This window comes from Nocardia spongicola, from assembly GCF_047200775.1.
Lineage (GTDB): Bacteria > Actinomycetota > Actinomycetes > Mycobacteriales > Mycobacteriaceae > Nocardia.
Genome location: NZ_JBJZOO010000008.1, coordinates 155,469 through 177,568 on the forward strand (window position 1 = coordinate 155,469; position 22,100 = coordinate 177,568).

12 protein-coding genes, 1 tRNA gene and 1 other RNA gene are annotated in these 22,100 nt (G+C 64.5%); 6 read left to right on the forward strand and 8 right to left on the reverse strand.

Annotation, left to right across the window (positions count from 1 at the left end):
* Positions 1-8 precede the first annotated feature (8 nt).
* From ACL02S_RS16890 to ACL02S_RS16905, 4 genes are all read right to left on the reverse strand, one after another.
* Positions 9-3,602, reverse strand: a complete 3,594-nt coding sequence (locus ACL02S_RS16890) for a protein kinase domain-containing protein (protein ID WP_412803382.1) — start codon at positions 3,600-3,602, stop codon at positions 9-11.
* Positions 3,603-3,810: 208 nt separating this feature from the next.
* A complete protein-coding gene (locus tag ACL02S_RS16895) occupies positions 3,811-5,961 on the reverse strand; it encodes a 3-hydroxyacyl-CoA dehydrogenase NAD-binding domain-containing protein (protein WP_412803383.1) in 2,151 nt (716 codons plus the stop codon).
* A gap of 112 nt (positions 5,962-6,073) precedes the next feature.
* Positions 6,074-7,288, reverse strand: coding sequence for an acetyl-CoA C-acetyltransferase (locus ACL02S_RS16900; RefSeq protein ID WP_412803384.1), 1,215 nt, complete (start codon positions 7,286-7,288; stop codon positions 6,074-6,076).
* 290 nt (positions 7,289-7,578) lie between these two features.
* Positions 7,579-9,969: a DNA polymerase III subunit gamma and tau gene (locus ACL02S_RS16905; protein WP_412803385.1), complete on the reverse strand. Its 2,391-nt coding sequence runs from the start codon at positions 9,967-9,969 to the stop codon at positions 7,579-7,581.
* A gap of 453 nt (positions 9,970-10,422) precedes the next feature.
* Between ACL02S_RS16905 and ACL02S_RS16910 the strand changes: the two genes are divergently transcribed.
* The 4 genes from ACL02S_RS16910 to ACL02S_RS16925 all read left to right on the forward strand — a co-directional run bounded on the left by ACL02S_RS16910 (position 10,423) and on the right by ACL02S_RS16925 (position 16,285).
* Complete coding sequence (locus ACL02S_RS16910; RefSeq protein WP_412803386.1) at positions 10,423-11,244, forward strand: hypothetical protein; 822 nt, start codon at positions 10,423-10,425, stop codon at positions 11,242-11,244.
* 79 nt (positions 11,245-11,323) lie between these two features.
* Positions 11,324-13,570, forward strand: coding sequence for an MMPL family transporter (locus ACL02S_RS16915; protein ID WP_412803387.1), 2,247 nt, complete (start codon positions 11,324-11,326; stop codon positions 13,568-13,570).
* Between the two features lie 278 nt (positions 13,571-13,848).
* Positions 13,849-15,084: an ammonium transporter gene (locus ACL02S_RS16920; protein WP_412803404.1), complete on the forward strand. Its 1,236-nt coding sequence runs from the start codon at positions 13,849-13,851 to the stop codon at positions 15,082-15,084.
* A gap of 394 nt (positions 15,085-15,478) precedes the next feature.
* On the forward strand, positions 15,479-16,285 hold the full coding sequence (locus tag ACL02S_RS16925) for a methyltransferase domain-containing protein (protein WP_412803405.1): 807 nt from the start codon (positions 15,479-15,481) through the stop codon (positions 16,283-16,285).
* A gap of 109 nt (positions 16,286-16,394) precedes the next feature.
* Here the strand turns inward: ACL02S_RS16925 and ACL02S_RS16930 are convergent, their stop codons facing one another.
* Positions 16,395-17,684 (reverse strand): aspartate aminotransferase type Ic, encoded by a 1,290-nt coding sequence (locus tag ACL02S_RS16930; protein WP_412803388.1) that lies wholly within the window; start codon positions 17,682-17,684, stop codon positions 16,395-16,397.
* A gap of 155 nt (positions 17,685-17,839) precedes the next feature.
* Positions 17,840-17,934: signal recognition particle sRNA small type (gene ffs, locus ACL02S_RS16935), an RNA gene on the reverse strand.
* A 128-nt stretch (positions 17,935-18,062) separates the two neighbouring features.
* On the opposite strand from ffs, the gene ACL02S_RS16940 reads away from it, so the two are divergent.
* A tRNA-Ser gene (locus ACL02S_RS16940) sits at positions 18,063-18,147 on the forward strand.
* A gap of 166 nt (positions 18,148-18,313) precedes the next feature.
* Here the strand turns inward: ACL02S_RS16940 and ACL02S_RS16945 are convergent.
* Positions 18,314-19,198, reverse strand: a complete 885-nt coding sequence (locus tag ACL02S_RS16945) for a hypothetical protein (RefSeq protein WP_412803389.1) — start codon at positions 19,196-19,198, stop codon at positions 18,314-18,316.
* A 409-nt stretch (positions 19,199-19,607) separates the two neighbouring features.
* Here ACL02S_RS16945 and ACL02S_RS16950 point away from each other — a divergent pair, with 409 nt between their 5' ends.
* The gene (locus ACL02S_RS16950; protein WP_412803390.1) at positions 19,608-20,246 is read left to right on the forward strand and encodes a hypothetical protein; all 639 of its coding nucleotides are present in this window, start codon (positions 19,608-19,610) and stop codon (positions 20,244-20,246) included.
* Positions 20,247-20,273: 27 nt separating this feature from the next.
* On the opposite strand, the gene ACL02S_RS16955 is transcribed toward ACL02S_RS16950, so the two are convergent.
* Positions 20,274-21,806, reverse strand: coding sequence for a WS/DGAT domain-containing protein (locus tag ACL02S_RS16955; protein WP_412803391.1), 1,533 nt, complete (start codon positions 21,804-21,806; stop codon positions 20,274-20,276).
* Between the last annotated feature and the right edge of the window lie 294 nt (positions 21,807-22,100).

A 22,100-nucleotide genomic window follows, 5' to 3' on the forward strand; every position in this document is an offset into this window, starting at 1 on the left:
CCAATTCGTCACAAGGCCTGATTGCCCGCCTCGTTCAGCAGTTTCCCCAGGAACGCGGCGGGCAGTTCGGTGTTGCCGAGCTCGGCCGCCTTGGGCAGGCCGGCGCGCAACACATGCAGGATGCCGACCACACCGGGTCCCGCGTCGAGCAGCGGCCGGGTCCAGTCGAGATCCGCGCAGGTCGTCAGGGCAGGCAGCAGCAGATTGGTCGCTTCGCCGACCCACCCCGCGGCAGCCAGACATTCCGCGAGCAGTATCGCAGCGTCCAGTTGTGCGCGTGGACGATGTTTCTCCAGCGTGTGGCCGTGCAGGGCGCGGGCGCGGCGCACCGCTTGGTCTTTGGCGCCGAACCAGCGTTCGGCGAGCAGCGCGCGAATCGCGGCGATTTCCTCGGCTTCGGCGGTGAGCAAGGCGATACCGGTCAGCCGGTGGCCCATCTGCAGCGGCATGAACTCGACCACATCGGTGTACCCGCGATCCTCCGCGGCTACCGGCAGTCCCAGCCGAAACTGTTCGGCGTGGACGTACGCGCGTAGCCGGGGCAGCTGTTTATCCGCGGCGATACGAGCACCAGCCTCCAGCCTGGTGGCCGCGGCATACAGGTCGCCGCTGGCCGCCTTGACCTTGGCGCCGACGACGAAAATATAGATCAGCGAATCCACCGATCCCATCCTCGCGGCCAATTCATAGCTCACGTCGAGGAGCTGATCAGCGGTTTTCAGGTCGCCACGGCGGTAGGTCAGCTCGCCGAACAGCGCGGTAGCGGTGCGCATCGCCTGCGAACGGGGGCCCGCACGCGTCTTGGCCGACTGACACGCCTCCTCGAGGCGTCGGGTGGAGGTGGTGATATCGAGCTGCTCGTAGGCGGCGGCGCCGAGACCACATCGCCCGAAGACGATACTGAGCGGATCCCTGGAGCTCTGGTGATACTCCTCGGCCCATTCCTGGATCTTCGTCGCGCCCTCGAAGTCGAACTCGCACAAACGTATGAAGGTGATCAAGTTCGCCGCGGCCGAGACCGCCCACCCGGGCAATTCATCCGAGTGCTGCAAGCAGTTCGTAGCCCGATCCAGTACGCCCTCGGTATTGTCACGGGCGATCTGTTCCCACGCGCTGAGCACCGCTGCCTGGCAGCGCTGTACCCGCACATCGGTATCACCGGGCGAGCTGTGGGACAAGATGTTCGACAACCTGCTCAATGCGACACGCGCCGCGCCTGACTGCTGCATGCTGACATTGGCCCTGGCCACCGCCATCAATAGTTTCGATCGCGAAGCCACTTGCTGCGCTGGTAGTTTCGACACACTGTCCAGCAATGTGGCCATCCTGGACGCATCGATCAGGTCCATGCCGCCGCCTTCGAGCAGGTCCAGCGCCATCTCCAGATCAGTAGCCGCCAGCGCGTGATCAACCGCCTTCCGCAACATCCGGTGCTCGGAGTACCACCGTGAAGCCTTGCGGTGCAACGACTTCAATTTCTCCGGATCAGTGCGTTCGACCTTGTTGCGCAGATGCTCGGCGAACAACGGCTGCATCCGGAACCATTCCGGGTCGTGCTCGATCCGCCGCAGGAACAGTTCACGCTGCTCGGCCTGCTCGAGTAACTGTTCGGCGTCCTTCTCACCGGATAGCGCCGCGGCGAGCGAACCGCATACCCGCTCGGTCACGGCGATCGAGATCAGGAACTCGAGCATGCCCGGCTCCAATGTGGCCAGTACATTCTCGGCAAGGTACTCACGGATGCCGTGATTGCCTGCCGATAAGGTGGCGATCAGCTCCTCCGGGTCAGCGGCACCACGTAATGAAAGACTCATGAGCTGGATGGCGGCGGGCCAGCCGTCTGTGGCCGTATAGATCTCGTTGACCTGCTCGGGAGTGAGTACAAAACCGTTACGTTCCACCAAGATCTCGTTGACCTGTGCCTCGGTCAGGCGTAACGCGGCCGAGCCGATTTCGACGAGTTCGTCCTCCACGCGCATCCGTCCGGTCGGCAACCCGGTCTGTTCCCGGCTGGTCACCACGAAACGCAGGTGATGACAGCCGCTGTCCAACAGGGCCTCCATCGCTTGTTGCGCACCAGGGTCGGTGACTCGATGCCAGTCGTCGACGATTACGACAATTGTCTTACCCGCGGTGTGGATCTCGTTGATAAGCGTGGGAATCACGAACGCGGCGGCGTCGGCGGGCCGTTCCTCCAGCATTTGATCCAGCCCGTTACCGATATCCGGACGTACCCGGCGGATCGTCTGGAGCAAATGGGCCAAAAACCAGATCTCGTTGTCGTCATAGCGGTCGATACCGAGCCAGGCGACCGCGACCCCCTGCTCGGTGAGCTCAGCACGCCACTGCGCGGCAAGGATGCTCTTACCGAATCCCGCGGGTGCGTGAATCACCACGAGCCTGCGCCGACCGGCCGCGCGCAGGGTCTCCAGTAAAAGTGGCCGAGGTATCGGCTCATGGGTCGGTGTCGGTGGACGAAATTTCGTCGCCGCCGACGGTGGCATGGATGTAGCGGCCGCTACCCCACCCTGGGGGGAGGCCGCGGGTCGCAATGACAATGGCCAGCTACGCCGTGCGGTGACCGCGGGCGGGGAACCGGTCCATGCCACAGTCGGCTCGCCTACTGCCTCCGCGGCCGCCGGCTTCGACTCCGGCTCGGGCGCGGTACTCAACAGCGCCATCTCATCGGGCAGCTGAGCGTGATCACGTTGCGCCTCGCGGAGCATTTCGCCGAACGCATAGGCACTGGGCGGGCGATCCCGCGGATTCTGCGACATGGCTTTTTCGACGATGGCTGCCACATCCGGCGGAATATCGTATTCGCGCAGATCCGGTGCCGACTGGGTAGTGATCCGCAGGAACTGCGCGACCACTCGCTCACCGGCCTGCCGCTCGAACGCCGCGTGCCCGGTGAGTAACGCGAACAATGTCGCGCCGAGGCCATAGATATCGGAGCGGACGGTGGGCTCTTCCCCTTTGAGCACCTCCGGCGCGGTGAACGCGGGTGAACCGGTGATCATTCTGCTCGAGGTACGGAACCCGCCCTGGATGCGCGAGATGCCGAAATCGGTCAGCTGCGGCTCACCGTAACCGCTGAGCAGGACATTGGCCGGTTTCACATCTCGGTGCAGAATCCGGGCACGATGCGCGCTCTCGATAGCGCCGGCCAGCTTCACCCCGGCCCGTAACGAGTCCGACCAAGTCAAGGGTCCCTGCTCACGCAGGAGTCTTTCCAGGGACCCCCGCATGCAGTAGGGCATCACGATGAGTGGCATACCGGTGGCGGTGACATCCACCTGGAGAATGTCGACGATGTTCGGATGACCGGACAACCTGCCCATGGCCTGCTCTTCGCGCAAGAAACGCTCTCTGCCCTCCGCGTCGATCTCCGGAAACAGCACTTTCACCGCGACTACCCGGTCCAACGTGGTCTGGATGCAGCGATACACCACCCCGAACCCGCCACGACCGATCTCCACCGCGCCCGACAGGCCCATCGCCTCCAGTTCATCGGTGAAGTCGGTAAGTACCTGAATATTCGTATTCGATTCGTCCGCAGTCGATTCGGGGCCCTTGCTTCCCGAATTCGTCTGTGGATTCATGTGATCACCTCGTCTCACATCGAATCAGAGATCATCTCCGCGTCTGAGCCGAGCACCGTGGTTTCCGGCAGGTCCGCACATAATCCAACCTAGCGCGGCGGGAGAGCACACGGGAGAAGTTTCGAGGGCAGGTGATCGTCCACACAGACGGCGAAACCCGCCACCGCGAAAACGGTGGCGGGTTTCTTCGCAGTACTCGGCGCGAAGACTACTTGCGCAGCGAAGCCGGAACCTCGAAACGCTCGCCGTAGGTCTTGGCGAGGTAGTCGGCGCGGGCCACGAAGGCCTCCTGACCACCCGGGTAGCCGACAATGAACTGGTGCACACCACCGGTCCATGCCGGGAAGCCGATGCCGAAGATCGAACCGATATTGGCGTCGGCGGTCGAGGTCAGCACGCCCTCGTCGAAGCACTTCTGGGTCTCGATCGCCTCCGCGAAGAGCATGCGGTCGATCAGATCCTGCAACGGAGCGGTGAAGCCCGCCGTGGTCTTGAAGTGCTCACGCAGGCCCGGCCACAGACCGGTGCGCTTGCCGTTCTCGTCGTACTCGTAGAAGCCTGCCTTCTCCAGACGGCCAGGACGCCCCGCCTCGACCATGTAGCTGATGACTTCCTGCGCCGGATGCGGCTTGGAACCCATGGTTGTGTCGCCCGCTGCCGCGGCTTCCTGGGTCTCCCTGGCGATCTTCAGCATGAGCTTCATGTTGAGCTCATCCGACAACTGCAGCGGCGGGGCCGGGTAGCCCGCCTGCAGACCGGCCTGCTCGATGGTCGCGGGCTCGATGCCCTCGCCGAGCATGGCGATCGCCTCGTTGACGAAGGTGCCGATCACGCGCGAGGTGAAGAAACCACGGCTGTCGTTGACCACGATCGGGGTCTTCTTGATCGCGAGCGTGTAGTCGTACACCCTGGCCAGCGCCTCATCCGAGGTCTTCTCACCCCGGATGATCTCGACCAGCGGCATCTTGTCGACCGGCGAGAAGAAGTGGATGCCGATGAAGTCTTCCTGGCGCTTCACCCCGGCCGCCAGACCGGTGATGGGCAGCGTGGAGGTGTTCGAGCCGAGCAGCGCGTCGGGGGTGACGACGTCCTCGATCTCCTTGAACACCTTGTGCTTCAGTTCGGTGTTCTCGAAAACGGCCTCGACGACGAAGTCGACTCCGGCGAGGTCGGCCGCGTCGGCGGTCGGCGTGATCCGGTCCAGCAGCGCCTTGGACTTCTCCTCGGTGGTCTTACCGCGGGAGAGCGCCTTCTCCTCCAGCTTCACCGAGTAGTCCTTGCCGCGCTCGGCCGCCTCCAGCGAGACGTCCTTCAGCACGACCTCGTAGCCTGCCTTGGCGGAGACGTAGGCGATACCGGCGCCCATCATGCCGGCGCCGAGCACGCCGACCTTCTTGATCTCCTTCTTCGGCACGTCCTTCGGCCGCGAGCCACCGTTGTTGATGTGCTGCAGGTCGAAGAAGAACGCCTGGATCATGTTCTTCGCGACCGGGCCGGTGAGCAGGTTCACGAAGTAGCGGGACTCGATCAGCGACGCATTGTCGATATCGACCTGCGCGCTCTCCACCGCGGCCGACATGATGGCGCGCGGTGCGGGCATGTTCGCACCCTTGAGCTGCTTGCGCAGGTTCGCCGGGAACGCGGGCAGGTTCGCCGCGAAAGCGGGCGAGGACGGGGTACCGCCGGGGATCTTGAAGCCCTTCTTGTCCCAGGGCTGCACACCGGATTCGGGGTTGGCCTTGATCCACGCCTTGGCGGCGGGAATCAGCTCCTCGACCGAACCGACGAGTTCGTCGACCAGACCGATCTGCTTTGCCTTGGCCGGCTTATTGCGCTGGCCCTGCAGCAGCACCTGCATCAGAGCGTTCTGCAGGCCGAGCATGCGCACGGTACGGATAACGCCGCCACCCGCGGGCAGCAGGCCGAGGGTGACCTCCGGCAGACCGATCTGCGAACCGGGCACATCAGCCGCGATGCGGTGGTGGGTCGCCAGCGCGATCTCCAGTCCACCGCCGAGCGCGGCGCCGTTGATGGCGGCCACGACCGGCTTGCCCAGCTGTTCCAGGCGCCGCAGCGAACCCTTGATCTCGCCGAGTTCGTCCATCAGGGCCGCGGCATCGTCCGGGCCGACCTTCATCATGTTCTTCAGATCGCCGCCGGCGAAGAAGGTCTTCTTCGCGGAGGTCAGCACGACACCGGTGATGGTGTCCTTCTCCGCCTCCAGCCGATCGACGGTGGCTGCCATCGACTTCTTGTACAGATCGTTCATCGTGTTGGCGCCCTGGTTCGGGTCGTCCATCGTCAGCACGACGATGCCGTCCGAATCCTGCTCCCAACCGATCATGTTGGTTTCGCTCACAGCTTTGTGTCTCCTTGGTGAATGCGCGGTGTGCGCAGGCCCGCGGTGATCATGGAGGCCACCGCCTCCTGGACCGATACGCACACCGCCGTTATCCGCTGCCGGTTGGGAATCAGACCCGCTCGATGATGGTGGCCACGCCCATACCGCCGCCGATGCACAGAGTGACCAGCGCGTAGCGGCCGTTGCGGCGCTCCAGTTCGTCGACCATGGTGCCGGTGATCATCGCACCGGTGGCACCCAGCGGGTGGCCCATCGCGATCGCACCACCGTTCACGTTCAGCTTCTCATCCGGGATGTTCAGATCCTTCTGGAACTTCAGCACCACGGAGGCGAACGCCTCGTTGATCTCGACGAGGTCCATGTCCTCGATGGTCAGCCCCGCCTTGGCCAGCACCTTCTTGGTGGCCGGAGTCGGCCCGGTGAGCATGATGGTGGAGTCGGCGCCGCTGGTCGCGGTCGCGACGACCCGCGCACGCGGGGTGAGACCGGAGGCCTTGCCCGCTTCCTCTGAGCCGACCAGCACGAGCGCGGCACCGTCGACGATGCCGGAGCTGTTGCCGCCGTGATGCACGTGGTTGATCTTCTCGACGAAGTAGTACTTCTGCAGCGCCACCGCGTCGAAACCACCCATCTCGCCGATCGTGGCGAAGGACGGCTGCAGCTTGGCCAAGTCCTCTGCGGTCGTGCCCGGCCGCATGTGCTCGTCCCGGTCCAGCACGACGATGCCGTTCTGATCCTTGACCGGGACGATCGACTTGGCGAAGTATCCACCGGTGCTGGCCTTGGCGGCCAGCTCCTGCGAACGCACCGCGTACGCGTCGACATCATCGCGGGAGAAGCCCTCGATGGTGGCGATCAGATCGGCGGACACACCCTGCGGAACGAAGTAGGTGTCGTAGTTGGTGGCCGGGTCCAGCGCCCAGGGGCCGCCATCGGAGCCCATCGGCACGCGGGACATGGACTCGACACCACCGGCGAGGACCAGGTCGTCGAAGCCGGAGCGCACCTTCTGCGCGGCCATGTTCACCGCCTCGAGGCCGGAGGCGCAGAAACGGTTGATCTGGACGCCGCCGACGGTATCCGGCAGACCGGCCGCGTTGACCGCCGTGCGAGCGATATCGGCGCCCTGGTCGCCGACCGGCGCGACCACGCCGAGGATCACGTCGGAGATCCGCTCCTCGTCGAGGTTCGGGAAACGGCCACGCAGTTCCTGGATCAGACCAACAGTCAAGTCGATCGGCTTGACCGAGTGCAGCGAGCCGGTCTTCTTGCCGCGGCCGCGCGGAGTGCGGATGGCCTCGTAAATGTAGGCCTCTGTGGTCATATCGGAGTGTTCCTTCCTTAGGGTGCGGCGGGCCGGACCTTCGTCCGTCCGAGCGCCGGGGTGCGGCAACACCGCTGGTGCGGCATAACTGCGGCTGACCTCGCCGACCGTCCCTGCGACCACCCGGTCCTAACGCTGTACAAAAACAGGCAGGAACAGCAGCCACACGACTCGGTCGTACGCCTGGGCATACCTTAGAGCGTCGTCGTGCCGAAGCTCGCGACTACCCGTTCATACTACCGCGAGATGTGCGAACTCTGGTTAACTTAACGTCTTCGGAACGGTGGTTGTCAACCGTCGAGAGGCGTGGCACCGAGTTCGCTCTTCAGCAATTCCAAGGCGACCTCGTCCGGGTCGCGCCGGTCGCTCGGAGACACCGGATCAGCTGCTGCGGCCAGCATCTCCTGCTCCTCTTCCGGCGTCGCGGCCGGAACCGCACCGCTACCCGACCAACCCCTATCCGGCGAAGCCTCGGCACTCGGCGCACCGTCGTACCGTCGGTAGTCCGCAGGCCCTGGATCGTCCGGCAGGTCGGGGTAATCGGGCGGCGGAATATCGTCTTCGGCATACGGCCTCTCGGCGGTGCCACCCGGGCGCGCTCGCTCCTCGTCGACCGGCCTGCCCGCGCCCGCGTTCCCCACTCGACTCGGGCGCGAATAACGCGGCGGGGCGGAATCCGCCCCGGCACGCCCGGCCACGTTCCCTGGTTCACGCCCGGCCGCCTGACTACCCCCGCGCCCACGAGCACGCTGCCCCGCGCCGCCGGATCGGGACGACGCTGCAGGCCGGGGCGACGCCGTGCCTACTTCCCAGCGCACCTCATAGTCATGTCCGAGCACCACACGCACTGCCGACCGTACCGCCGCCAGGTTCCGCGGGTCCGATAACCGCTGCGCCAGCGGTGGGTGCTGATGCGCGAACACGATCACCGCGCCCTCGACCCGCGCGACCGACGCACCGGCGAGCATCGCCTGCACGGCCGCACCGAATTCCCGCACCGCGGTCTTGATCTCCGCCCAGGCCGCTTCCACTTCTTCGCGCAGCGGATCGCCTTCACGCGGCGGCGCACTGGCGGCAGCGACAGCGGCCGGTGGCGCTTCCGGTGCGGCTCGTGGCGCCGCGCTCATAGGTGTCGCCGCCGTCGCGGGCGCTGCCTGCCCGTGGTCGGGAGCGGCTCGACTCACCCCGCTCTCCGTATCGTCGAGCGGCGCCTCCGGTTCGGTGCTACCGGCCGACAGACCACCGTGCGGAGCCCGCCGACCGGCATCCCCGGTATCGGAAGTCACAGCGGCATCAGTGGCCACAGCGGCATCAGTGGCGGAGGTACCTCGCTCCTGCCCCCCACTCATATCGGTGCCGCCGCTCCCACGGCTTTCCCGGCGAATGGCGGCCAATGCCTCCGCGCCGCGGCGGCGCGGCGGCGCGGCGGCGGGCATTCCCGTTGTCGCGGGAGCAGATGGCATATCCGTTGCCACGGGAGCGGACGACACAGTCGTCGGTGTGGCGAGCCCGGTGCCGGGAGAGCCGCTCGCCAATCCCCGCTCCAGCCGTTCCAGCCGCTGCAGAGTGGCGGATTCGGTATCCGATGCCGCTGGCAGCAGCATGCGGGCACAGACCACTTCCAGCAACAATCGCGGTGCCGTGGCGCCGCGCATCTCGCCGAGCCCCTCGTGCAACAACTCGGCATACCTGGTCAAGGTGGCCGGACCCGAACGCTCGGCTTGTCCGCGCATCCGGTCGAGCACATCGCCTGGACCGGTGACCAGACCGCGCTCCGCGGCGTCGGGCACCGCACGCAGCAGGATCAGGTCACGGAAACGGTCGAGCAGGTCGGCGGTGAAACGGCGTGGATCATGCCCAGCCTCCATCACCCTGTCGACCGTGCCGAACAGTGCGGCCCCGTCTCCGGCGGCCAGTGCCTCGACGGCGTCATCGATCAACGCCACATCGGTGACGCCGAGCAAAGCGACCGCCCTGGAATAGGTCACGCCCTCCGTGCCCGCGCCCGCCAACAGCTGGTCGAGCACACTCAGGCTGTCGCGCGGTGAGCCACCGCCTGCGCGAATCACCAAGGGGTATACCGCTTCTTCCACCGGAACACGCTCCTGCTCGCAGATCCGCCCGAGCAGACCGCGCATGATCGCTGGTGGCAGCAACCGGAACGGGTAGTGGTGCGTGCGTGAACGGATGGTCGGCAGCACCTTCTCCGGCTCGGTGGTCGCGAAGATGAAGATCAGATGCGCCGGCGGCTCCTCAACGATCTTGAGCAGAGCGTTGAAGCCCGCGGTGGTCACCATATGCGCCTCGTCGACGATGAACACCCGGTATCTGGACTCGGCAGGTGCGTAGAAGGCACGATCACGTAGTTCGCGGGTGTCGTCGACACCGCCGTGACTCGCGGCATCGAGTTCCACCACGTCCAGATTGCCCGGCCCACCGGGGCCGAGCGCCACGCAGGACGGACAGACACCACACGGTGTCGAGGTCGGCCCCTGCGCACAATTCAGCGACCTGGCGAGAATTCGCGCGGATGAGGTCTTGCCACAGCCGCGTGGACCCGAGAACAGATAGGCGTGACTGATCCGGCCCGTGTCGAGCGCGGTACTCAGCGGGTCGGTGACGTGCTCCTGACCCACCACCTCAGCGAACGTTGCCGGTCGGTACTTCCGGTACAGAGCCACGGCCAGAGGTTACCGGTGACCGCCGACGAGCGATATCCCTCCCCATCCCGATAACCGCACAACACATTCACATCTCAAACTGTGATTCACATCACAACATACGTCACGACTTCTTCAGCGGCCAACCAGGGAACACCGGAAGGCAACTTCACAGCAATCACTCATGTCGCCTGGATTAAATCGGACCTCACAGGTCACATAACCCCTTGTATCCCAAAAATATGAACTAACGCCCCGGATAACGGCGACTTTTCCGAGATAACGAATCCGTCACCACGGGTGACAGCGATGCAATCCGCTAGCTAACGTGGCAAGCGGCAACTTCGGTAGCCAAACCTTCATCAGGTTGGTGACCCCGGCCGGTCCCTCATCCCGACCGGGGCACAACCAATACGTTCGGCCCGGGGTGACATCCGTGCCGATTTCCACACTTCCACCGGAGGAACCTCCACCGTGCCGTCGTGTGACAACATCGCCGCCGCCTGGCTGTCCAGCACCGAGTTCGCGGGCGACCATTCCGCTGTCGCCCTGTTGAGCCGGGCCATCAGCCCGCAGGATTTCGCGATCAAACGCGATTCACTACCGGTGACCGCGGCGGCCGACCCGGCCACCGCCTCCGCCATCCTCGAACTCCTCGAACGTGGCCAAGTGCCGACCATGGCCGCGATTCGCACCCTGACCACGCAGAACGAGATGCGCCGCGAGGCCGAACGCATCGAACGCCTCGGCCGCCGCGCCCAGCGCAGCATCGACGACTTCGGCCGGGTGCTCGCCAAACTCGCCGACGCGCACTGGACCGCACACGGCTATGGTCCCACCCGCCGCGATGTGCTGTGCAGTGAGCAGATCATGACGCTGATCCGCGCCAGGGTCGGTGATATCGCACCCGCCGCGGTCAAACACCTCTGGCTGATCGAGCGGGCACAGCGCGCAGGCTGGATAGCCTCGAATGCCAATCCACGGTCCCTGTGCGCGGGCAGGCGCTTTCATGCCGCCCAATACGGTAACCGGGTCTCGCTGCGCCCGGTGAACACCATCGGAACTGTGATCGCGACCTATCTCGCCGATTACCTGAACGAGCACGGCCACCCACCGCGCTGGTCGGTCGTCGCGCAGGAACTGCGCGACGACCGTGGGCGGCGGATCTTCCACAACACCGCCGACGCGCGCGCCCAGCAGCTCTGGTTGACCACCGCGGAGTGGGTTGACATGCGCGACGACCTCCCCGTGCCCGGCCGCAGGGGGATGCGGGCAATTCGCAAGTCTCGCGGGTGACCAGCGCCATGCTGAGCTGTCCTTACAGTGGTGAGACCCGGTGTGACCTACCCGCCATCAGATATCGAACAGAGCGGTAGTGCTGACCAGGACAGCCCGGCTGGCAACCCGGATGCCACGCACCATACTGGCAGTGGCGTTTCTGGTCACCGTGCTGTGCGGCGCCTTCGGCGCGACCGCGGCCTCGCATCTGAAAGCAGGCGGGTTCATCTCTCCCGACGCCGAGTCCGCCCGGGTACTCCAGATCATGGCCGATGAATTCGGCGGCGCTGTACCCAACTTCACTCTGCTGGTCAGCTCGGATGCAGGCGTAGACGATCCAGCCACCGCGGCGAAGGGTGTCGAACTGACAGAGGCGCTGAAAGCGCGCCCGGATATCGAAGGTGTCAATTCCTACTGGACCGCTCCTTCCTTCATGGCGAACTCGCTGCGCAGCAGCAATGGTGAGTACGCCCTGGTCATCGCCTATCTCCAAGGTGATGAGAACGACATGGAGCAGACCGCGGGTGAACTGGAGAAGCAACTCACCGGCGATTTCGACGGCATCACCGTCAAACAAGGCGGCCTCGCCTCGCTGTATCACGATCTGAATACGCAGATCACCCGGGACCTCGCGATAGCGGAGGGCATCGCGGTACCCCTGTCGTTGATCGTGCTGATCCTGGTGTTCGGCAGCCTGATCGCAGCCGCCCTTCCGGTGGCCGTCGGCCTGTTCGCCATTGTGGCGGCACTGGCGATCCTGCGCCTGTTCACCCTGTTCACCGATGTCTCGATCTACGCGCTGAACCTCACGACAGCGATGGGCTTGGCACTGGCCATCGACTACAGCCTGTTCATCGTCAGCCGCTTCAGGGAAGAACTCGGCAATGGTCTCGACCCGACCGCGGCCACCGTCCGGGCTGTGCAGACCGCAGGACGCACCGTGCTGTTCTCCGCGATCACCGTGGCTCTCTCGATGGCTGTTCTGAGTGTGTTCGATGTCTACTTTCTGAAGTCCTTCGCCTACGCGGGTGTCGCGGTCGTCGGCGCGGCGGCGGTCGCGGCGATCCTGTTCCTGCCCGCGGCGCTCATCCTGCTCGGTCCCCGGGTGAACGCACTCGACCTGAGAGTTCCCCTGCGCCGCCTGTTCCACCGCGAAGCTCCGGCGCCCGGCCCCCTGCCCTCTGAGCAGACCAGATGGTACCGACTGGTCAGCCTGGTGATGCGGCACGCGGCACCGGTCGCGATCGTGATCATCGCGGTACTGCTGGCGCTCGGCTACCCGTTCCTTTCGGTGCGATTCGGCTACCCCGACGATCAGGTACTACCTGCCGACACCACCAGCCGCCAGGTCGGTGACATACTGCGCGCCGAGTTCCCGCAGGCCAACCCAGGGGACAACATCACAATCGTGCTGAAAGGCTACCGCGGCGATACTGCGACGATCGGCACGTATGCCACCGAACTATCCCGGGTCGACGACGTGGCCGCAGTGCTGTCCAGTGCCGGGATCTATATCTCCGGAACCCGCGTCACCTCAGCTCCGCCTGGTATAGCCAATGACGCCGGAACCTACCTGAATCTCGTCACCACGGTCGATCCTGCCACACCGGCCGGTGCGCAGCAGCTGCGGACGGTCCAGGCGATACCCCCGCCTGGCCCCGCGCTCTACGGCGGTACTTCGGCGATCAACGCCGACTCCCTGAAGGCACTGTCCGACCGGCTTCCACTCGCGGGTACGCTGATCGCGCTGACCACATTCATCGTGCTGTTCCTGTTCACCGGAAGCGTTGTGCTGCCGATCAAAGCACTCGCACTGAGCACACTGTCCCTCGGTGCGGCATTCGGCGCGATGGTATGGGTGTTCCAGGAGGGACATCTGTCCGGGTTACTCGGCTTCACCGCGACGGGCTATCTGATCCCGACCATCCCGATCCTGATGTTCTGCCTTGCCTTCGGCCTGTCGATGGACTACGAGGTGTTCCTGCTGTCGCGGGTACGGGAGGAATGGCTGGCCACCCATGACAACACCCATGCGATCGCGGCCGGGGTAGCGCGTACCGGCCGGATCTTCACCGCGGCGGCCCTGCTGATGGCTATCGTATTCGGCGCCCTGGTCACCTCAGGGGTGTCATTCATCAAGCTGATGGGCCTCGGACTCACGCTGACCGTGCTGGTCGACGCCACGATCATCCGTCTCCTGCTCGCGCCTGCGCTCATGCGGCTGCTCGGGCCTGTCAACTGGTGGGCGCCAGGGCCGCTTGTCCGCCTACACGCCGCGATCGGGCTGAACGAGGACGAGGAAACCACCAGAACTCGTGCGACGGAGACCGCGGGGCGGACATGAGCAGTGGTGGACAATCATGTTCACAGCGGCCACAGCGCTCATGAAGCAATCCTCACGAAATACTCATTTCAGACACGGACCGATGCGCGGCACCCCCGTCGCGATCAGGCTGCGACCCGACCGGGCCGGCTCTCGCGCCACACAGCCGTCGAACCGACCGTGACCATTCGGTAACTTTCTCGCAACGCATGTACGCGTGAAAGGAGTCAACCGTGTCCTCAACCATCGATCCAGCGGCCACCGCCTGGCTGCTCATCAGCACGGCACTGGTCCTGCTGATGACCCCGGGCCTGGCCATCTTCTACGGTGGGATGGTGCGCTCGACCGGCGTACTCAACATGCTGATGATGAGCTTCATCAGCATTCCGCTGGTAACCGTGACATGGTTACTGTTCGGCTACAGTTTCGCCTTCGGCGATGATGCCGGCGGTGGTCTGATCGGTGATCTGAGCCATATCGGAATGGCCGGCATAGATCCGAATTCGATGCAGGGCTCGGTTCCTGAACTGCTTTTCGCAACATTTCAGTTAACCTTCGCCATCCTGACCGCCGCCCTGATCAGCGGCGCCATCGCCGACCGAGCCAAGTTCGCCGCATGGATGATCTTCGTACCGCTCTGGGTACTGGCGGTGTACGCGCCGATTGCCCACTGGGTATGGGGTCCGGATGGCTGGATCGCCTCATTCGGAGCGTTGGACTACGCGGGCGGCCTGGTGGTCGAGATCGCCTCCGGCGCATCGGCCTTAGCACTTGCCCTGGTAATCGGCCCACGTATCGGTTTCAAGATCGACGCGATGCGCCCGCACAATCTGCCTTTCGTGCTACTCGGCGCGGGCTTACTGTGGTTCGGCTGGTTCGGCTTCAACGCCGGTTCGGCACTGGCCGCGGACGGCCTCGCCGCGGCAGTCTTCCTGAATACTCTGGTCGCAGGCTGCTTGGGCATGTTGGGCTGGCTCGCGGTGGAACAGATTCGCGATGGCAAACCCACGACCTTCGGTGCGGCTTCCGGTGTAGTGGCCGGTCTGGTCGCCATCACCCCTTCCTGCGGATCGGTCAATACCCTCGGCGCGCTGCTCGTCGGTCTCACCGCGGGTGTGGTGTGCTCGTTCGCCGTCGGCTGGAAGTTCAAGGCGGGCTACGACGATTCCTTGGATGTGGTGGGCGTGCACCTGGTCGGCGGCATCGTCGGCACCGTGCTGATCGGCCTGCTCGCCACCCAGGTGATGACCGGAGGCGTCGAAGGGCTGCTCTTCGGTGGAGGCTTCACCCAGCTCGGCAAGCAACTGGTGGCAGTGCTGGTGGTCGGGGCTTACGCATTCGGGATCTCGTTCACACTCGGTAAAGGCATCGACAAGCTGATCGGGTTCCGGGTCGGCAAGGAGGATGAAACCGCGGGTATCGACTTCGCCCTGCACGCCGAAACGGCATATGCCGAAGGAGTGCACGGACATGCGCAGCGCAGGCTCGGCGAGGGGCACCTCGGCCGCCCACTGGAAGACGACCGAGCGGTCTGAGTGCATCGAGCGACACCCCGGCAGTCGCCGGAAACACCGCAACCGTTCCCGATGCGGACGCGGGGTGTCAGCCGTTCATCGCACCGAACTCCCCTGCGCGATGAACGTGTCGCATTCGGTCGCATGCTTCGCGATTGACTTCCTGTTCTTCAGCACCGCATCGGCAGTGCTGCTCACCAGCGCGGACGATTCACATCGCTAGCATGAAAACCGTCATCTTCGCCGGAGGTGACAGCAGGAGTCGCGATACGCGCCATACCGTGATATCAATAGTGACCTACATCACAGTTCTAACGCGCGAGTAACCGAACCGCCACGTAGGCTCCAGGCCATGCCTCCGATGACGGCGACATCGACGAGTACGACGGCAACGGCCGGGGATGGACACGGGTTCATGGACGCCTACGCATTACGCCCAGATCGGTTCGATCAAGCAGGTCAAGACCAACTCGTCGATGTCCGCGATCTCAAGGCCGCACTACCTGGCATCCGCAGATTGCGCGCCTGGGCACACGAAGCGCTCGCGCTGCGACCCGGCGAACACGCCGTGGATATCGGTTCCGGCACCGGCACCGAGGTCATCACCTTCGCCGAAGCCGTCGGCCCGAGCGGTAGCGCGGTCGGGGTAGAGCCGGACCCACAGCTGCTCGCCGCCGCCGAGCGCCGCGCCGCACGAGTCGGCGCCACGGTCAAATTCCACCCCGGCGATTCCTATGGCATACCGTTCGGCGCGAACAGCTTCGACGCCGCCCTGTGCGAGCGCGTCTTTCAACACCTGACCACCCCAGCCCGTGCGGCCGATGAGATAGCACGGGTGCTGCGGCCAGGTGGACGGGTCGTGGTGGTGGACAGCGACTGGGACACCGCGATCGTGCATCCCGGTGAACTGCGGGTTACCCGCGCGGTGATCGACACACTGATTTCGGCGACCACCAACCCGCTGTCCGGGCGACGCATCCCCGGCCTGCTCACCGAAGCAGGACTGGTAGTCGACGATATCGGCTCACACGCCCTGGTGCAGGACCGCAGTGTCGGCGCGGGCGCACTGGTCACCAGGATCTCCGCGATGACGGTCGCGCGCGGCGCGATCACCGAAGCACAGCGCGATCAACTGCTCGCCGATCTGGAGGCAGCCGCGGCCGGCGGCGATATCCATCTCTCGGTCACCATGTTCGCCGTTCTCGCGCATAAACCACACTGAACGGATCGATGAGCACCGATGGATAGCCCGCGCCGGGCACGGTACCCCGTGCCCGGCGCGGGCCGGTTCCGATCGGATTCTGCGAGTCCGATGCGATAATGCGGTATTCCTACTGGCCGAGCAGCTTCTCGGTAGCCGCGAGCAGCACACAGGTCGCCAGACCATCCATCGCCTTCTCCAATTCGGGCAGCTTCGGAAAGCTCGGCGCGATCCGGATGTTCTTATCCTCCGGATCTTTCCGGTACGGGAAAGCCGAGCCCGCGGCGGTCAGCGCGATCCCGGCATCCTTCGCGAGCGAAATCACCCGCGTCGCGGTGCCCTCCAGCACATCCAGGCTGATGAAGTAGCCACCCTTCGGCTCGGTCCAGGAAGCCACCTTGGACGGACCGAGGCGGTCGGCCAGAATCTGCAGCACCAGAGCGAATTTCGGCTCCAGAATCGCGCGGTGCCGCTGCATATGCGTGCGCACCCCGTCGGCGTCCCGGAAGAAACGCAGATGGCGCAGCTGATTGATCTTGTCCGGCCCGATACTCTTACGCGCCACATGGCGCAGATACCAGTCCGAGTTCGCCGTCGAACCGCCGAAGAAGCTCACTCCGGCACCGGCGAAGGTGATCTTCGATGTCGAGGCGAATACCAGTGGGCGGTTGGGGTTTCCGGCCGCGGCGGCCATACCGAGTACATCGAATACCGGAGCCGCGGTATCGGTGAGCGGATGTACCGCGTACGCGTTGTCCCAGAACAACCGGAAGTCCGGCGCCGCGGCAGGCAGGGAAACCAGTTCGCGAACAACCTCTTCGGAGAAGCAGACACCGGTGGGGTTGGAGTAGTTCGGTACCGCCCACAAACCCTTGATCTGCGGATCGTTCGCCAATAGATCGGCGATGACGCGAATATCAGGGCCATCGTGGTGCATCGGAATCGGGATCATCTCGACACCGAGCGCCTCGGTGATCGCGAAGTGCCGGTCGTAACCGGGGACAGGACACAGGAATTTCACGGTGTCCTCGGCGACCCAACGCCGTTCGGAGTCGGGGGTGCCGTACAGCATCGCGTAGGTGATCACATCGTGCATCAGCTCTAGACTGGCGTTATTGCCCGCGAGCAGGTTGTCCACCGGGATATGGAGCAACTCACCGAAGATCGCGCGCAGCTCGGGGAGACCGTGTAAGCCACCGTAATTACGGCAATCGGTACCGGCGCCGTCCCGGAAATCGTCCGCACCAGGCAGCTCGAGCAGTGCGGCGGACAAGTCGAGTTGTTCCGGTGAAGGTTTCCCCCTGGTCAGGTCCAGCGTGAGCTTCTCGGCCCCGAGCTTCGCGTAGTTCGCGGACTGGGCCTCGTGCTCGCGCACGAGTTCCGTATGGCTCATCAAACCGATCTGCGTTTGCCGGGGCATCCTGGGTAGCCTTTCAAGGACTGAAGGGGCGAGGACCTGGCCGGGCCGATGTGCGGCGGCGACCGATGTTCACGTTACCCGGGCGCCACTCGGACGCCACGCGAAATCGGATGCGTTGTGTCCTACGGCGGGGACCTCCGGCCACGGGGTCCCTCGAAAGGGGACCCCGCGCACCCGGCAGAGCCCGTTGACCCTTGCTGCCTTCCGGCCCTGGGGGAGTTCACAGGATGCGCGCCGCGCGGGATCCGTTGGTCAGTGTAGCGGGTCGGCCGCCCAACTCCATACTCCCGGGTTCACCACCCCGCTCCACCAGGTATTTCATCCGATCGCGGCGCCCTATTTGGCACCTGGGTGGGGCTTACCGGTATGCTGCTCCACGGAGGATTCGCCTAGTGGCCTATGGCGCTCGCCTGGAACGCGGGTTGGGTTAACGCCCTCAGGGGTTCAAATCCCCTATCCTCCGCCGAAGAATGGCCGGGTGGGTGCGGTAGCACCCACCCGGCCATTCTGTTACCAACGGCCGCCCACCGCTCGGTACGCGCACCTCATCCGGTCCACCCTTCAGCCGAGCTCCGTCCTCAGCCGAGCTCCGTCCTCAGCCGAGCTCCGTCCTCAGTCGAACTCCGTCCTCAGTCGAACAGAGCGCCGCGCCGTATCCGGCCTATCGCCGCATCGGTCCCGAGCTCATGCCGAGCATCAGGGTGCCGCCAGTAGAACCGGACGAGATGCAGGAACAGCGCGGGGTCGACGTTCAGAGTCCACGGATAGAAATCCATACTGCGCTCGAGCTGCCCCCGTTGCAGACGATCGATAAATCTTTCGCTGGTATCGACACGAATATTGATATCCGATACCGGTATAATCCGCACAACATGTGAGCTGTTGACAATAAGCGGCGAAACACCGGCGATATCAGCCCAGGAAATGTATTTCCTGGATCTCCCACTTTCCTGGGATATGCCGTCGCCACTCAGGAAGACGAATTCCCTACGACGATTCCCCCATAACAAGTAGTAGAATAGAAATACGATCGCACCGAGGGCGACGGGCACTGCGACGAGTCCACCGATGGTCACATCCGACCACCCGGACACGTCCTCGTCCGATAGCCTCGTTACGAGGAGAAACCCATGATAGACGAGGAAAACCGCCGACGCAACGAGCCAGATGAGGAAAACCGGCTTCCAATAGGCTTCGGTCTTTATCCGCAAACCCATCCGATCGCCGTCACGGCAACGAGCATCGATATCGTGCGGTAGCCCACTTCTCCGCACACGTATGTTTCGCGCCACCGGGGCGAAGAGAGCCAGCATCCCCACTCCGCCGACAACCAGGAATACCGCCCCGGACAAATCCCCGCTATCGGCATGATCGATTGCTTCCGGTATCAGCAGAATAATAATGACGCCGAGCACCCCGAGAAAAAACAACAGCTTGCCGGGCAGACGCTCCTTTCCCCATTCACTCGGCCAGGCAAGTAACGGAGACTCGATTTTCCCATCGTCACCCGACATGAAAGCCCCCCAGTCCTACCGTTCGTGCACAACCTTGGCACTCGAGTCGATCACGCCCTCCGCACCACCACGGCACGTATCCGACTACATACGCCCGCATATCACAGACCCTACGCAACATATCCGGCTCACGCATCACACTCGCCGAGTAATGCTCCGCAGCCCAATCCTGAACTGCACCAAGCTCAATCATCGTCGCGCACGGCGCCCCAGCCACCCCGCTACTCGAGCTGGTTCGATGCGGAAGGAGACCGACGGTACAGCTATGCGCGGCGCTACGGCGACTTCGACATCGGCCCATACGACATCAACGGACCCCGCCGAACCATCACCCGGTTACCGATGCCATGAACAGGGCTTCACCGATCGAGGCTGCGTGGCTTCCGATTACGATGCGATGATCGTTCCCGTGACTCAGTGGCTTCCACTTCTCGGTTCCCTCGTCGTCGCCGGTGCGGCATTGGTCGGCGTACTGGTCGGCAACCGCACCAATCGTGCCGCGGTCGATGCCGCGGATGAGCGGAATCGGGTGACGCTCGATGCCGCGCAGCGCAGTGTGGAGTTGACCAACGCGGCAGCGGCGCACCGCGATCACGAGAAGTGGCGGCGGGAATCCGTGCTGTCCGCGGTGTCCGCGGTACTGGCGATATCCAATGATGTCCGGCAGCAGTTGCTGCACTGCGAGCGCTGGGAAGCCGAGGAGCTGGATCGGGTCGGCGAAGAGCTTCGCCGGACCATCACCGGGTCGAGCGGCTTCATCAGTGGCCTACGCGTGGTGTCGCAGCGCAAGATTCCCAATCGCTGCGAGGACTTGATGCGCACGCTCACCGCGGCGCTGCACATCACCGTGCAGCGCCGCGGGGTCGAACTCGATGGTGAGGCCACTGCCGAGGAAGTCGCGGAAATTCAGGCACTGTGGTCGCGGGCGATCGAGAACACCATCGAAGAAGAACGCTCGGTGATCAACGCGGCTCGGACCGATCTGGACATCAAGATCTCCAACGAGCTCCAGCACCCTACGCCGCAGCCCGCCCTCACCCGAGCCTGAATCACCGGCTTCACCGGGGGTCGGGCATTACCGCGGCGGTGTCCCGCGCGAGACCGGATCCGGCTCAGGGCGATGTGCGTCATGAACGGCGGCCAGCGCGTGGCGGAGATGGTGCGCGTAGGCGTCGAGGTCAGGCAGGACCGCCGGATCGGCATGCAGGGAGACAGTGACGGTATCGCCGAGACCGTGCACACCGTGGGTGAGGTGCATGACCGAGCCGAGCGCCGGGAATCCGGCGGTGAAGCGCACCGCACCGCCGCCGAAGGTGAGATCGGCGCGGCCACGGTCGACACTGGAGACGACGGTGTGGCCTGCGACCGAATCGGGGACCGTGTCCAGGGGATAGCGTGCGACGTCGCGGCGCAGCAGCGGCGCGGGCACGGTCGCGGTGACCCGACCCTGTACGGATAGGAGCGGGTGCTGTGCCCGCAGGCGGCGGTCGGCGAGCGCGGCTGCGATCTTGTCGGCCCGCAGACGCAGGTCGGGTTCGTCGATGAACAAGTCGACACCAAGGCTTCGGTAGCTATTGCGCGGGTGGACACCACGTCCGGTTGGCTGCTCCGGCAGAGCCATCGGCACTTGGGCGCCGAGACGCGGCACCGGCTCACCCCGGTCGTCCAGATAGCGGGCGAGTGCCACGGATACCGCGGTCAGAACCACCACGGTGACAGTGCGCCCAGGTACCCGCACCTCCGCGGACCCGAATACCAGCATCCGCACCCCGCGCTTTGCCTGCGGTTCCGCCACAGGTCTGTTCACCAGACACGGCGGAAAACCTGGTCCAGGTGGTGGCACCTGGCCTGTCGCGGTCAATTGCGTGAGCTGTCGCTGTGCTCGCATGGCTTGATACCCACGCAATACCGTTGTCACCAGTCGAACCGGCAGGCGCAGCGCCCCGAGCGCCGAGCCTGCCACTGCTGCGGCGGAAATCCCCTGCCGGCGTGCCCGCACCACCGGATCCGTCCGCGCGCTATGGGTGAGCACCAGCGTGCCGACCTCACGACCGCGAGCGATCAAGGACGATAACGGCCACCTCTGCCTCGCCGGACTCTGCCTCGCCGGACTCGCGAGAGCCACACCGGCTACATCGGACTCGCTGAACAGCGCGCGTCCGATCGCCGAGGCTCGCCTGCCATCGGCCAGCGCGTGCGACAGCTGCAGTACTGCCACCAGCGCGGACCCATCTCCTGGTCCCGGCGCATCGACGATTCCGCGGAACACATGCAAGCGCCAAGGACGCACGGCGGCGTCGACGCCGGTACCGAGCAGTTCGCCGAGCGCTTCCAGCAGATGCGACCAATCAGGTTTCACCAGTTGATGTTCCATGAATTGCTCGGCGGCGAATCCGCAGTACGCCCAGGAAGGATAATCGATATCCGCTGGCAGTTCGCGGAGATGGACCCGCAGGTCGGGGATGCGCGCACTGCGTTCGACGACCACGGCGCGCAGTTCCTCGGTGGGTTGTCCGCGATCGGTGAAGCAGTACAGCAGAAATATGTCGTTGCGGGTGCGTTCCGATAACCAGTATATGGTCGCGTCCTGCGGTGCTATCGCGCTCACGAGTAGGACGATATCGACTCCGTGGCGAGCCCTCGGCACACCAGGACACATACATACGATCTTGTTTCACAATTCGCCGGAGAAACCCATCGATTCCACCATGTAGCTCTGCTACCGTCTGTAGTAGGGGGCGGGTAGCGCTCTCAGGAGGGCGGAGTGTCGGTCATGGCTGTGGATTCGACTTCCACGATCACCGCGCAAGCCAGCGAGGCGGATGAGCGGTATCGTGCCGCGGCGTTCGCGAAGCGGTCGATCAATAAGGTCTTTCCGACGCATTGGTCGTTTTTGTTGGGG

Coding starts and splice junctions, on each gene's coding strand:
- ACL02S_RS16890 (WP_412803382.1), bottom strand. CDS start 3,602: ATGAATCCACAGACGAATTCGGGAAGCAAGGGCCCCGAATCGACTGCG.
- ACL02S_RS16900 (WP_412803384.1), bottom strand. CDS start 7,288: ATGACCACAGAGGCCTACATTTACGAGGCCATCCGCACTCCGCGCGGC.
- ACL02S_RS16920 (WP_412803404.1), top strand. CDS start 13,849: ATGACCCCGGGCCTGGCCATCTTCTACGGTGGGATGGTGCGCTCGACC.
- ACL02S_RS16925 (WP_412803405.1), top strand. CDS start 15,479: ATGGACGCCTACGCATTACGCCCAGATCGGTTCGATCAAGCAGGTCAA.
- ACL02S_RS16930 (WP_412803388.1), bottom strand. CDS start 17,684: ATGCCCCGGCAAACGCAGATCGGTTTGATGAGCCATACGGAACTCGTG.
- ACL02S_RS16945 (WP_412803389.1), bottom strand. CDS start 19,198: ATGTCGGGTGACGATGGGAAAATCGAGTCTCCGTTACTTGCCTGGCCG.